Origin of the sequence: Mesorhizobium calcicola, assembly GCF_042682105.1 — a bacterium.
Lineage (GTDB): Bacteria > Pseudomonadota > Alphaproteobacteria > Rhizobiales > Rhizobiaceae > Mesorhizobium > Mesorhizobium calcicola.
The window spans coordinates 16,211-28,974 of sequence record NZ_JBHUGY010000052.1 but is presented as its reverse complement, the minus strand read 5'-3'; the positions used below and the strand labels follow the sequence as shown (position 1 = coordinate 28,974).

The 12,764-nt window shown below is 63.9% G+C and carries 16 protein-coding genes; 5 read left to right on the top strand and 11 right to left on the bottom strand.

Annotated elements, in window-relative coordinates:
- Positions 1-30: 30 nt before the first annotated feature.
- The 10 genes from ACFSQT_RS29860 to ACFSQT_RS29815 all read right to left on the bottom strand — a co-directional run bounded on the left by ACFSQT_RS29860 (position 31) and on the right by ACFSQT_RS29815 (position 7,841).
- The gene (locus ACFSQT_RS29860) at positions 31-909 is read right to left on the bottom strand and encodes an anti-sigma factor family protein (RefSeq protein ID WP_379024883.1); all 879 of its coding nucleotides are present in this window, start codon (positions 907-909) and stop codon (positions 31-33) included.
- Positions 906-1,475 (bottom strand): sigma-70 family RNA polymerase sigma factor, encoded by a 570-nt coding sequence (locus tag ACFSQT_RS29855; protein WP_379024956.1) that lies wholly within the window; start codon positions 1,473-1,475, stop codon positions 906-908. The genes ACFSQT_RS29860 and ACFSQT_RS29855 overlap by 4 nt, the downstream gene beginning before the upstream one ends.
- A 16-nt stretch (positions 1,476-1,491) precedes the next feature.
- Positions 1,492-1,836 carry a cupredoxin domain-containing protein gene (locus tag ACFSQT_RS29850; protein ID WP_379024881.1) on the bottom strand — a complete coding sequence of 115 codons (345 nt, stop codon included), beginning with the start codon at positions 1,834-1,836 and terminating at the stop codon, positions 1,492-1,494.
- 17 nt (positions 1,837-1,853) lie between these two features.
- Positions 1,854-2,807, bottom strand: a complete 954-nt coding sequence (locus tag ACFSQT_RS29845) for a metallophosphoesterase family protein (protein WP_379024879.1) — start codon at positions 2,805-2,807, stop codon at positions 1,854-1,856.
- Positions 2,808-2,937: 130 nt separating this feature from the next.
- Positions 2,938-4,143, bottom strand: a complete 1,206-nt coding sequence (locus ACFSQT_RS29840) for an aminotransferase class V-fold PLP-dependent enzyme (protein WP_379024877.1) — start codon at positions 4,141-4,143, stop codon at positions 2,938-2,940.
- 25 nt (positions 4,144-4,168) lie between these two features.
- Positions 4,169-4,630 carry a RidA family protein gene (locus ACFSQT_RS29835; RefSeq protein WP_379024875.1) on the bottom strand — a complete coding sequence of 154 codons (462 nt, stop codon included), beginning with the start codon at positions 4,628-4,630 and terminating at the stop codon, positions 4,169-4,171.
- Positions 4,631-4,668: 38 nt separating this feature from the next.
- Positions 4,669-5,463: an amino acid ABC transporter ATP-binding protein gene (locus ACFSQT_RS29830; RefSeq protein WP_379024873.1), complete on the bottom strand. Its 795-nt coding sequence runs from the start codon at positions 5,461-5,463 to the stop codon at positions 4,669-4,671.
- A gap of 4 nt (positions 5,464-5,467) precedes the next feature.
- On the bottom strand, positions 5,468-6,118 hold the full coding sequence (locus ACFSQT_RS29825) for an amino acid ABC transporter permease (RefSeq protein ID WP_379024871.1): 651 nt from the start codon (positions 6,116-6,118) through the stop codon (positions 5,468-5,470).
- Position 6,119: 1 nt separating this feature from the next.
- Positions 6,120-6,785, bottom strand: a complete 666-nt coding sequence (locus tag ACFSQT_RS29820; RefSeq protein WP_379024869.1) for an amino acid ABC transporter permease — start codon at positions 6,783-6,785, stop codon at positions 6,120-6,122.
- Positions 6,786-6,959: 174 nt separating this feature from the next.
- Positions 6,960-7,841, bottom strand: coding sequence for a transporter substrate-binding domain-containing protein (locus ACFSQT_RS29815; RefSeq protein ID WP_379024867.1), 882 nt, complete (start codon positions 7,839-7,841; stop codon positions 6,960-6,962).
- A gap of 122 nt (positions 7,842-7,963) precedes the next feature.
- Between ACFSQT_RS29815 and ACFSQT_RS29810 the strand changes: the two genes are divergently transcribed.
- A complete protein-coding gene (locus ACFSQT_RS29810; RefSeq protein WP_379024865.1) occupies positions 7,964-8,752 on the top strand; it encodes an IclR family transcriptional regulator in 789 nt (262 codons plus the stop codon).
- Between the two features lie 36 nt (positions 8,753-8,788).
- Here the strand turns inward: ACFSQT_RS29810 and ACFSQT_RS29805 are convergent, their stop codons facing one another.
- Positions 8,789-8,992, bottom strand: coding sequence for a YdcH family protein (locus ACFSQT_RS29805; protein ID WP_095089397.1), 204 nt, complete (start codon positions 8,990-8,992; stop codon positions 8,789-8,791).
- Positions 8,993-9,230: 238 nt separating this feature from the next.
- On the opposite strand from ACFSQT_RS29805, the gene ACFSQT_RS29800 reads away from it, so the two are divergent.
- From ACFSQT_RS29800 to ACFSQT_RS29785, 4 genes are all read left to right on the top strand, one after another.
- Positions 9,231-9,410, top strand: coding sequence for a YdcH family protein (locus ACFSQT_RS29800; RefSeq protein ID WP_027023510.1), 180 nt, complete (start codon positions 9,231-9,233; stop codon positions 9,408-9,410).
- A gap of 323 nt (positions 9,411-9,733) precedes the next feature.
- Positions 9,734-10,984: a flavodoxin-dependent (E)-4-hydroxy-3-methylbut-2-enyl-diphosphate synthase gene (ispG, locus tag ACFSQT_RS29795; RefSeq protein WP_379024863.1), complete on the top strand. Its 1,251-nt coding sequence runs from the start codon at positions 9,734-9,736 to the stop codon at positions 10,982-10,984.
- Between the two features lie 5 nt (positions 10,985-10,989).
- Positions 10,990-11,844 (top strand): transglycosylase SLT domain-containing protein, encoded by an 855-nt coding sequence (locus ACFSQT_RS29790; protein WP_379024861.1) that lies wholly within the window; start codon positions 10,990-10,992, stop codon positions 11,842-11,844.
- Between the two features lie 67 nt (positions 11,845-11,911).
- Positions 11,912-12,754 (top strand): Stf0 family sulfotransferase, encoded by an 843-nt coding sequence (locus tag ACFSQT_RS29785; protein ID WP_379024859.1) that lies wholly within the window; start codon positions 11,912-11,914, stop codon positions 12,752-12,754.
- Positions 12,755-12,764: the final 10 nt, after the last annotated feature.

Here is a 12,764-nt window from a genome sequence, read left to right as displayed (position 1 = left end):
GGTGGGATCAGTAAAGGGGCAGGATCGTCCTCACGTCGCCGCCTTGCGGAAGCGGGCGACGAAGTCGTCGAGTTCGGGGCGCTCCATGTCGGAGATCGCCCAGTAGGAGAAGGCGCCGTCGCTCCAGTGCACCAGCGAGAAGCCACCTGATGAAAGATCCTCAGGCGCTGCCGTGCCGCCGCCCTGCTGCGGTTCGGCGACCAGCGTGATCAGGTGCTCGCGGTGACGGTAGACCAGCGCCGGCACCGGCCGGTCGGCGATCACCTCGACGCGGCCGCCGATCAGCGCGAAGCCATCCTGGGCGAGGTCCGGCGCCGGCGGCGACACGCCCACTCGGGCGTCGAGCCACGGCTTGACCGTATGGCGGTCGGACGAGACGACGTCGATCGGGCTCGTCGCAAGCAGGCTGCGGCGATGGCCGCTGGCGACCGCCGCGGCAAAGCTGTCGGATGCGCTGTTGAGCATCACCCATTGCGTCGCTCCGCTGGCCAACACCGCGCTGACCACGATCGACGCCGCCAGCGCGCGCCAGTCGAACGAGCCGAAGCGGCGCGGCCTTGGCAGGATCCGCTGGGAAGCACGTGTCTCGGCGTTTCGCCTCTGGCCTCCCCCGATCGGGGCACTCAACCCCGGCTCCGCCTCGTCTTGCGCCGGCTGTGGCGTGGCTGCCATGCCGATCGCCGCGATGCGCGCGCGAAAGGCGTCGCCGACATCGGGGCGCGGCAAGCGGTTGACCGCGCCCTGCAAGGCGACGATGCGGGCGTGTTCAGCGGCAAGCCGCGGGTCGGCGGCGATGCGCCGCTCCACCGCCAGCGCTGCCGCCGCGTCGAGTTCGCCATCCACCAGGGCGTGGATCATCAGCCTGATGCCCTCGGGATCGTTGGGCAGCCCGTCATCATGGCCGGTCATGGCGTTCTCCCCAGTTCAGACACAAGCAGGCCGCGGGCGCGGGCCAGCCGCGACATCACCGTGCCCATCGGCACGCCGAGCATGGCCGCTACCTCGCGGTAGCTGAGGCCGTTGATATCGCGCAACACCAGGGTCTCGCGAAACGGCTGCGGCAGTGCAGCGATCGCCGCCTCCAGCGCCGCCGTATCGGCCCTGGCGATCAGGCTCGCCTCAGGACCGTCTTCGTCCGGCAGGCTGGTGCCGTGCACCGCGGCGATCTCGTCGAGATCGCCGAGGTCGCCGACGGCGAGCATGCCGCGCGGCCGGTTGCGCGACATCCAGGTGTAGGCGGTGTTGCGCACGATGGTCAGCAACCAGGCGCGGGCATTGCCGCCGGCATAGCCGGCGATGCCGGCATGCGCCTTCACGCAGGCTTCCTGTACCACGTCCTCGGCATCGGCGGCGTTGCCGGTCAGCCAGCGGGCGAGCGCAAGCGCGTCACCGAGATGGGGCAGCACCACCTCGCCGAAGCGCTCGGCCAGGGCCTTCTCGCTCAACACCGCAGCATGATCCGGCACTCCGGGCAGGTCCTGCCATGCGCCCTCAGGGCGCGACGGTGATCTTGCCCTGCATGTGCGGATGAAGTCCGCAGAAATAGGCAAAGTCGCCTGCTTTGGTGAAGGTGAATTCATATGTGTCACCGGTGTCAAGCGCCTTGGAGCGGAAGGACGAATCATTGGCGACGACCAGATGCGGGATGTCGTCGTCATTCCTGAAGGTCACGGTGGTGCCGGGCTTGACGGTCAGCACAGATGGCGTGAAGGCGAAATTCTCGATTTTGACCATCGGCGCATCGGCCGCGCGCAGCGGCTGACAGGTCGCCGTGGCCAAGGTGAAGGCGGCGAGGATCGCGGCCATGTGCCGGGCCGGCAGGCGTATGCAGATCATGGCGGTTCCCTTCCAGCTCAGGCCAGCGTCGAGTCGATGATGGCGAGATCCTGCCCGCCTTGCTTCACGGTGACACTGCTGGTGCCGAGCAGGCCGCGCAGCTGACCGGCCGGCACCGTCATCGGCCCGGGCGATGCGGCGGTGCCCGGCGCCGGCTGCGGGAAGGCGGTCGAGCGCGCGGTGTGGAAGGTGACGTTGCCTTCCACCTTCTGCATGATCTGGTGGATGTGGCCGTTGAGCACGGTGACCGAGCCGAAGCGCTTGAGCAGGCCGAGCGCCTGTGCCGCGTCGTCGGTGCCCCAGCCCCATTCGGGATAGACGGCCCACAGCGGGATATGGGCGAAGACGACGATCGGCGTCGAGGCGCTGACCGCCTTCAGATCATCGGCCAGCCATGCCAGTTGCTCGGCGCCGAGATTGCCGAGCCCGCCGGCCTTGAGGTTGACGACATTGACCAGTGCCACGAAATGCACGCCGTTCTGGTCGAACGAGTACCAGCCGGCGCCCTTGGTGCCCTTGCCATAGCGGTCGAGATAGGCCTTGCCATTGCCGTCGTCGATCAGATCGTGCTCACCCGGCACGTAGTGCACGTCGAAGCCCGCGCCGCCGATGATCTCGGCCGCATTGTCGAATTGTGCGGCCTTGGAAAGATGGGTGATATCGCCGGTGTGGATCATGAAGGCGGGCTTTTGCGGCAGCGCCTGGATCTTGCCCATCGCCTCCTTCAGCGTGTCGATGGCATGCGGGTTCGCCGCCTTGTCGAAGCCGATATGGCTGTCGGAGATCTGCAGGAAGGTGAAGCCGGTGGCCATGGCCTCGCCGGCCTGTGCGGCGCCAAGCAGGTTGAGCGACACCGGGACGCCGCCTGAAATCGTCCACAGCACGCCGGTGCCGGCCCAGATCATGCATTCCAGCGCGTGGCGGCGGCTGATGCCGTCGCGCCCGCTCTCGTCATCGTGGTGATGGGTCATGTCAGTCTCCTCAACGCCAGGAGTGGCGTATGCTGGGGAGACCCGGGATGGCGGCGGTTTATTCCCGGCTGTTGCGCATCCGGGCATTCACGGTCGCGTGATCGGACATGGTGCTGGCCCGCGAATCCAGCTAGTCCGGCCAGCGCAAGGCGCCGGAAGAGTCCTTGCGGGTCTGCTTCATGGCGTCCGCCGGGCGTTCCGCCGCAGTCAATATGGCCCGCAGCCGTCCGGCGACGATCTCGGCCTCGCCGGGATGAAGATTGCAGGGGTCGAGGAAGAAATGGCCGCGCTCCACCTCGTGGTTGCGCACGATGATTGGTGGCGAGCCCGCGGCGAGCGCCGAGGCAAGGCCGGCGGCGGTGAAGCGGCTCTGGGGTTCCACAAAGATCTGCAGCCGGTCGAGCGGATTGGCGGTCGGGTCGGGGATGATGCGCGCGGCAATGCCGGGCAGGCCTTGCAGAGTATCCTTCCACAGATGGAGCGCCGCTTCCTCGCGCTGGCGGATGCCGGCGTGATCGCGCTTCTCCCAGGCATCGAGCGCGGCCATGGTACCGGCGATGCTCTCCTTGCCGACCTTCATCGCGCGGGCGACTCCGCGGTTCTGTAGATAGGCGGCCCGCACCAGATCCTTGCGGCCGGTGACGATGCCGCTGGTCGGGCCGCTCAAGAATTTATGGCCGCTGTAGATGACGACATCGGCGCCCCGCGCCAGGAAGCCGCGCAGATCGTATTCGGACGCCGCGTCGACGATCACCGGCACGCCCCTTGCGTGGCAGATCTCGCAGAATTCCTCCAGCGACAGCATGCCGTACTGCACGGTGTGATGGGCGACGACATAAAGCCCGGCCGCCGTGCGGTCGCGGATCGCATCCCTGACATGATAGTCCTGCGTCACGCTGACAGTGCCGGCCGGCACGACCTTGGCGCCCGCCAGCCGGACCGACTGGTCGATCGGCGCGCCGTAATTGACGATGTGGCCGAGCTGGACGATGACTTCCGACTTCAGCCCTTCCGTGTCGTCCGGCAGGCGTTCGATGGCGAGCAGGTTGGTTCCCGTCATCGCGCCGGCGATCGCCATGGTGATGCCGCTGGCGCAGCAGGCGGTGATGAAGCCGGCCTCTCCGCCGGTGAGGCGCGCTACGACGGTGCTTGCAGCGCGCTGCAGATCGTCCATCTCCACCCATTGTGACGCCATTTCGGACATGGCGCTGATCGCTTCGGGGACGATGATCGACGCGCCGAGCGCCGTCATCGTGCCGGACACGTTGATGATCGGTCGAAGGCCGAGCCGTTCGCGGATCGTGGTGTTGGAGCCGTCGGTGGAATATGTTTTCATCTCTGCGGATCCTATTTCTAGAAAGTCACGCGGCGATCTCGACGACCGCCTCGATTTCGACGGTGATGTTTCCCGGCAAGGAGCCGACGCCGATCGCCGAGCGGGCATGCCCGCCGATGCTGGCGAAAACCTCGGCGAAAAGATCGGAGCAGCCATTCACCACTTTCGGATGGTCGCTGAAGGTCGGGATCGCGTTGACGAAACCGAGCAGCTTGACGACGCGCACGATGCGGCCGAGATCGCCCGCCGCCGCATGCATGACGGCCAGCAGGTTGAGGCCGGTGAGGCGGGCGTGGCCGTAAGCTTCCTCGACCGAGACATCCTCGCCCACCTTGCCGGTGCAAAGCGTGCCGTCGGCGCGCAGCGGCCCTTGGCCGGACAGGAAGATAAGCCGCCCGCTTTCGGCATGGGTGACGAAGTTGGCGATGGGGGTCGGCGGCTCGGGCAGCGTCAGGCCGAGTTTGGCGAGCCGGATGTAAGGCGTCATTGAAAAAGGCTCCTTGCGACGGCTTTCGCCGTCCAATGTCAGAAATGCGAGGCGCGGAAACGCGCCAGGAAGGTGCGAAGACGGTCATTGTCGAACCCTTCGGCGAGGATCTCAGCGGGCGGCCCTACCGCGCTGACGCCGCCATCCGCCATGAAGACGATGCGGCTCGAAGCGTCGCGGGCGAAGGCCATCTCATGGGTGACCATCAGCATGGTCATGCCGTCCTCCGCCAGGCTGCGCACGACTTCCAGCACCTCGCCGACGAGCTCGGGATCGAGCGCCGAGGTGATCTCGTCGAGCAGCAGGATTTTCGGTTCCATCGCCACGGCGCGGGCGATGCCGACGCGCTGCTGCTGGCCGCCGGACAATTCGGCGGGCAGGCTGTCGGCCTTGTGGGCGAGGCCGACCCGGCCGAGCCAGTGCGCGGCGATGGTGCGCGCCTCGGCGCTGCTCTTGCCGCGCACCTTGGTGAGGCCAAGCATGATGTTGCCGGCCGCAGTCAGATGCGGAAACAGGTTGAAGCCCTGGAACACCATGCCGGTCTCGGCCCGCATCGCAGCAAGATCGCGCTCGCTGCGGCGCTGGCGGGTTCCGCTCTCGCGGTAGCCGACCTCCTTGCCGTCGATGCGGATGGAGCCGCTGTCGTAGCTTTCGAGGAAGTTGACGCAGCGCAGCAGCGTGGTTTTGCCACTGCCGGAGGGGCCGATGACCGTCACCACCTCGCCGCGGGCCACCTGCAGGCTGACGGAGCGTAGGACCGCGACGCTGCCGAAGGATTTGGAAACATCGGTGACGCCGAGAAGCGCCGGCTTGTCGTTGGGGGCGATGGACATCTTGCTATTCCCGGATGAAGGAGAAGCGCCGCTCCAGCCGCCGGCTGGCCAGCGAAAGCGCATAATTGACAGCGAAGTAGATAAGCGCGCCGAGGATGTAGAGCGGCATTGCCTCATAGGTGCGGCCGATGACCTGGTTGATGGCCTGCATCAGATCGGTGATGCCGAGCAGCGACACCAGCGCGCTGCCTTTGACCGCGTCGGTGACGCCATTGATCCATGGCGGCAGGAAGCGCCTGAACGCCTGCGGGAAAATGACGTAGGCCAGCCGCTGGCGGAAGGTCAGCCCGATCGCCATCGCCGCTTCCGACTGCCCCTTCGGGATCGAACCGACCGCGCCCCGCAGGTATTCGATGACCTGCGCCGTCTTGAACAGGGTCAGCGCCAGCACGGACGCCCAGAAGGACGGCAGATGAAGGCCCACCGCAGGCAGGCCGTAATAGACGAAGAAGATCAGCACCAGGATCGGTATGCCGCGGATGGTGTCGCTGAAGATGCGCACCGCCCAGCGCAGCGGGACCGGGCCATAGACAAGACCAACGCCCAGAATCACGCCGGCCAAGAGCGAGAACACCACGACCAGCAGCGACACCCACAGCGTCAGCGCAAAACCCTGGGCCAGGAAAGGCAAGGCATAGATGATCTGGCCAAGCATATCAGTGCACCGTCCTGAACCAGCGCTCGACAAGCCGAAGCGCGTAAAGCAGGGCGTAGCCGGTCAACAGGTACATCGCCGTCACGACGAGATAGACCTCGACGATGCGGAAGGTGTTGAAATTGATCCACTGGGCGCCGTAGGTCAGCTCCGGCACCGAAATGACCGACGCGACGGACGTGTCCTTGAAGAGGGATATGAAGGTGTTGGAAAGCGCCGGCAAAGTGATGCGCAGCATCGTCGGCAGTCTTACATGCAGCAGCCTTTGCCAAGGCGTCAAGCCGATCGCCTTGCCGGCGTCCAGCTGTCCGCGCGGCACGGCTTCGAGGCCGGAGCGAAACACCTCGACCAGATAAGCGCCGCTGTAGAGCGCCAGCGTGGCGACGAACGACGTCTGCGCGCTGTAGGCGATATCGACCACGGTCGGCAGGCCGTAGAAGACGAGGTAGACGAGCAGGATCAGCGGTACGTTGCGGATGAATTCGACATAGGCGGCAATGACGGCCCGCACCGCGCGTCCGGCCGAAACATACCAGACCGCCAGCACCAGTCCGATGACGACGCCGATGGCGATCGAGATGACGGCGAGCTCGAGGCTGAGCAGCAATCCGCCCCACAGCTTGTCGAAGTGCCGCCAGATCAGGTTGAAATTGAGCGTATAGCCCATGCGCCTCTCTCAGTGCCCCTAAGGCAACGAATGGTGTGACGAATCCGAAATTCGTCCCGCTTCGGGCCTCAGTTTTATGCATGTCGCCCAAAACCGCTGCGCACTTTTGGGCGACATGCTTTGTATCGAGAAAAAAGAAGGCGGAAGGGCGTGGATGCCCTTCCGCCTGATACGTCAGATGGCCGGGAAACCGGGATGGCGTGCCGGCGGCTCCTGTCCGAAATAGTCCTTGAACGCCGCGTCGTAGAGCGCGTTTTCGTGGCCGAACATGGCGATGGTGAAAGTCGAGTTGACGAAGGTCAGCCAATCGAGGTCGCGTTGCCGCAGGGCGGCGCCATAGAGCATGCTCAACCAGCTCTTTCCGGCATCGAAGTATTTGTCCGGGTTGCGCGAGGCCAGCCAGCGCACCGTCGACAGATCGACCGCGGCCGCGTCGACGCGCTTCGATTCCAGTGCCTGCAGTACGTTGGCCTGGGTGTCGATCTGCATGACCTCACACTGGGGCAGAACCGAATGCACCTGGGCTTCGGCGTCAACATTCTGCAGAATGGAAACACGCGTTGCCGAACCCGCGGCAAGCAATTTGTCGAAGGTCTTGTTCTCGGCGTCCGGGCGGGTCAGCAAGGCGACGCCTTCGACATAGTAGGGCCTGGAGAAGTTGATCAGTTGCGAGCGCTGGGCGCTCATGGTCATGAACTGGATGGTGATGTCGACCTTGTTGGTGGTGACATTCGGAATGCGCTGCGCCGGATCCTGCATGACGAACTCGACCTTGGTCGGGTCGTCGAACAGCCCCTTGGCAAGAATCCGGCCCATGGTGATGTCCATGCCGACCAATTCGCCGGCGTCGTTCTCAAAGTGCCAGGGTGCGTTGGTGCTGCCGGTGCCGACGATCAGCTTGCCGCGATCGAGCACGGTGCGCAGCAGGCTGTCCGACGCGGCCTGAGCGGCCGCCTTCTTGACGTCGATCGTCGACGCTGCGCTCATGACCCCGGCCGTTGCCAGTCCGGCCATTCCCAGTTTCAGAAAATCACGCCTTTTGGATGTGTCGTTCACGGCGACCTCCTTTCGTGTTGTGTTCCCCTTGAACGAGAAATACATGCGTCGGCATTGCGATTGTCTCTTACAAGAGACGCATGTATCCTGTACAAGACAGATACTAACATCAGGAATTGACAATGCAAGATGGCAATGCCTTGGCAGTCTCAGTCGGCGACAAGACGACGGCCTCTCGTGAGAAGGGCCTCAACCGGGTGCTTGAGATTCTGGAGTTTCTGCATGTGACGCAGCGCGCGATCGGCATCGGCGATCTGGCCAAGGGGGTGAACGCGCCACGGTCGACAACCTACACGCTGGTGCGATCGCTGGTCGATGCCGGCCTCCTGGAGATGGAAGGCGACGGCAACCGCGTCTATTTCGGCAAGAAGCTTTATCTCTACGGAATGGATTATGTGCGCGGCAACGACCTGCTCAGGAGGGGGCGCCAGGAGGTCGACAATCTTTCGCGCGAGACCGGCGAAACCTCCGAATTATGCATGCTGCAGAGTGGCCGCTACACGATCGTCCATTCAAGCCCGGGCACCAGGCCGTTCCGGATCAGCTCGGCCACCGGCCTGCAGATTCCGCTGCCCTGGACCGCGTCCGGGCGGCTGCTTCTGGCGGGCCTGGAAAGGGCCGCGATCGAAGGCATGGTGTCGGAAGACGATCTCCTGCTGCCTGATGGCCGCAGGTTGGAGCTCGACGATTTCATCGCTGATATCGCGACGGCCAGATCGACTGGCTATTGCGTCACCTCAGGGCTTGTCGACGCCTATACGAAATGCCTGGCGGCGCCGGTCTTCTCGGCGGCCGGCAAGGTCGAGGCGACGATGTGCCTGGTGGTTCCCATCGACACGTCGAACGAAAAAACCGACGAACTCATCGGCCTGCTGCGCCAGCGCGCGGCGCGGCTTTCGATTTCGGGATGAGCCGCAAATCCATCGTCCGCCCGGCGCGGAATTCGTTCAGGCAATGATGTCGGGAATGATCTTGTCTTCCAGCGCCATCAGCCGGTCTTTGAGGAACAGCTTCTTCTTCTTCATGCGCTGGATCTGCAGCGGGTCGCAGTTCGTGGCGATCATCGCGTTGATCGCTGCGTCGAAATCGGCGTGTTCCTGCTTCAGCCGGGAAAATTCGAGGCGAATATCGGCCTGTTCCTGATCGGACATTCTCTACCGTCTGCACGTCTGCGGCGCCCAAAACTGGGCCTGATTGGGCGGGGCCGGCAACTTCTGCCACCGGCGCGCAGCCCATATCACATTTCACATTGTCGTGGAATGCTACCACGCAGCATTCGACATCGCTGCCGGATGGTGGCACAGTGTCATTGTGCCGTCACAGAAGCGACCTGCGGTGGACGCGCCGTGACGGCTGCAATCGAGGAAACCATGAAAGGGAGAACCAATCATGTCTCTTGCATCCCATCTTGATGAGTTGCAGCGGAAACACGGCGACATCGAGCGTGAAATCGATGACGCGATGAACCATCCATCGGTCGACGACCTCGAAATCGTGAATCTCAAGCGACGCAAGCTGGCACTCAAGGACGAGATTGAAAAACTGAGAGCACAACCAACCACGCATTGATGCCCTGCTGACATAGCCGCTTACGATCCGCGGCCTCTTTTGCCGGCGACGTCTGCCGCCGGTAGGGCGGGTTTTTAATTTCCAGCGCTGGGCTTTCAGCCGAGGCTGGACCTCCAATGAGCTCAATTATCGCTTCGGCCTTCGCCGGATCGGGATCATTTCCGATTCCTGCGGCGGGTCAATTGTGGCCAGTGGCGACCTGTCGCCATTGACAAGCCATCTTTGCTCCTCCACCTCATGCCCGGACCTAGCGCATCGGCCCGGAGCGTAGTTTGTGCGTCCAAGTGGACGCAAAGACGCTCCAGAGACAAAAGGCTGCCGGCATGACCGGATATTTTTCCTCTCCCTTCCCCCGCCGCACGTCGGTCGGTGTCGATGTCGGCGGCGTGGTCGTCGGCGGCGGCGCGCCTGTCGTCGTGCAGTCGATGACCAACACCGATACGGCCGATGTCGACCAGACCGTTGCGCAAGTTGCCGCACTGCACCGTGCCGGCTCCGAGATCGTGCGCATCACCGTCGATCGCGACGAGAGCGCGGCCGCCGTGCCGCGCATCCACGAAAGGCTGGCGCGGCTCGGCGTCAACGTGCCGCTGGTCGGCGATTTCCACTATATCGGCCACAAACTGCTGGCCGACCACCCGGCCTGCGCCGAGGCGCTGGCCAAATACCGCATCAATCCGGGCAATGTCGGCTTCAAGGACAAGAAGGACCGGCAGTTCGCGGCGATCGTCGAGATGGCGATCAAATACGACAAGCCGGTGCGCATCGGCGTCAACTGGGGTTCGCTCGACCAGGAGCTTTTGACCCGGCTGATGGACGACAACCAGGCCCAGGGTTTCCCGCTGACGGCGCAGGAAGTGACGCGCGAGGCGATCGTGCAGTCGGCCATTCTCTCGGCCGAAATGGCGGAAGAAATCGGCCTTGGCCGCGAAAAAATCATCCTGTCGGCCAAGGTCAGCGGCGTGCAGGATCTGATTGCCGTCTATACCGGGCTCGCCACTCGCTCCAACCATGCGCTGCATCTCGGCCTGACCGAGGCCGGCATGGGTTCGAAAGGCATTGTCGCCTCGTCCGCCGCCATGGGCATCCTGCTCCAGCAAGGCATCGGCGACACCATCCGCATCTCGCTGACGCCGGAGCCGAACGGCGACCGCACGCGCGAGGTGCAGGTGTCGCAGGAGCTGCTGCAGACCATGGGGTTCAGGCAGTTCGTGCCGATCGTCGCTGCTTGCCCCGGCTGCGGCCGCACCACCTCCACCGTGTTCCAGGAACTCGCCCAGAACATCCAGGCCGATCTGCGGAAGAACATGCCTGTGTGGCGCGAAAGATATCCCGGCGTCGAGAACCTCAAGGTCGCGGTGATGGGCTGCATCGTCAACGGCCCGGGTGAGTCCAAGCATGCCGACATCGGCATATCGCTGCCCGGCACCGGCGAGACGCCGACGGCACCTGTCTTCGTCGACGGCAAGAAGGCGGCGACGCTGCGGGGGCCGTCGATCGCGGCGGATTTCGAGAAAATGGTCGCGGACTATATCGAGCAACGGTTCGGTCGCGGCAAGGCCGCGGCGGAGTAAACGCAATGCAGCGTTTCCTCAGGGCGACGCTGGTTCTGCTTTGTGCCCTGGGGTGTTCGACCTCCGTTCAGGCGGATCCGCCGCAATCCGCCAAGCAGAGGCTCATCGACAAGGTCTGCAACCTGATCCAGGCCCATGCCGACCAGAACGGCCTGCCCAGGGATTTCTTCGCCCGGCTGATCTGGAAGGAAAGCCGTTTCGATCCCAACGCCGTCAGTCCGGTCGGCGCCGAAGGCATTGCCCAGTTCATGCCGGGCACCGCCAAGATGCGCGGGCTGGCCAATTCCTTCGACATCAGCCAGGCGATCCCGGCCTCGGCGAAATATCTCGCCGAGATGAAAACCAGCTACGGCAATCTCGGCCTGGCGGCTGCCGCCTACAATTCCGGCGAAAGCCGGGTCTCGCGTTGGCTCGGCTCGGGCGGCTTCCTGCCGATGGAGACCGAGAGCTATGTCTTCGACATCATGGGCGAGCCGGTCGACAAGTTCACCGACCGGGCCTATGCCGGCAAGGTCGAGCCGCTCGATGCAAAGGCGGATTTTGCCGTCGCTTGCCGCAGGCTGCCGGTGATCATGTCGCAGACCGTGGCGATGGCCTCGATCAACATAAAACCATGGGGCATCCAGGTGGCCGGCAACTTCCGCCGCAGTGCCGCGATCAGCCAGTGGCTGCGGGTGAGGAGCCGGTTTCCGGTTCTGCTCAGCGGCCATGATCCGGTGGTCAGCCGGGTGCGCACCCCCATCGGCCGGCGCGGCATCTACGCGGTCAGGATCGGTGTCGACGACCGCGCCGCCGCCAACGTCATCTGTCAGAAACTGCAAAGTATCGGCGGAGCGTGTGTGGTGGTGCGCAACCGGTAGTCGACTTGGAATCGGCACAATGTCTGAAAGAGGCGTTTGAAGGTGAAAGCCAGCATCGTTCTGCTCAATGGCCGTCGCATCCAGCAAGGATTTCAGCTATAGCGACGGCCGTCATTCGCCGGGGGCCTGCCGCACGACGAGCAGCATGGGCCATAAGATGTTTGACGGATACATTATCTGCGGCACGCCGAGAACCGGAAGCACTTTGCTGTGCAAGCTTCTGGCGTCTACGAAGACGGCCGGCAATCCTCACTCATTCTATCGGCGGCAGGACGTGGCGGAGTGGGCCGAAGACTGGGGCCTGCCCGATCGTGCCACGATGAGCGAGCTCCAATTCAATGCCGCCTATCTGAATGCGGCGATCGCCGCCGGCAGGGGTGGGACAGGCATTTTCGGCCTTCGTCTGATGCGCGAAAACCTGGATGAGCTCTCGGCGATCCTCGACCAGATTTTCCCAAAACTTTCATCGGACAGAGCGCGTTTTGAAAAAGCATTCGGTCATATTCTCTACCTGCATCTGTCGCGGGAGAACAAACTTGCGCAGGCTGTCTCCCTGGTCAAAGCGGAGCAAACCGGTCTTTGGCATATCGCTCCTGACGGAACCGAGATCGAAAGGGTCGCACCCGCGAAGAAACCGCAATATGATTTCGAGCGGCTCAGACGCGAGGTCACGGAGCTAGAGGCCTATGATGGCGCCTGGAACATCTGGTTTGCAGAACAAGGCATCATTCCACTGCGGGTTGGCTATGAGCGTCTTGCCGCCAACCCGGCTGCGACATTGCTAGGCATCTTCGAGGCCCTGGGCGTTCAAGCGCCGAATGCCGACGACGTAAGGCCCGGCGTTGCACAGCTCTCCGACGAGACGAGCCTTGACTGGATGCGCCGCTATCATCTGGACGCCGCCGCCTGATGCGTCGATG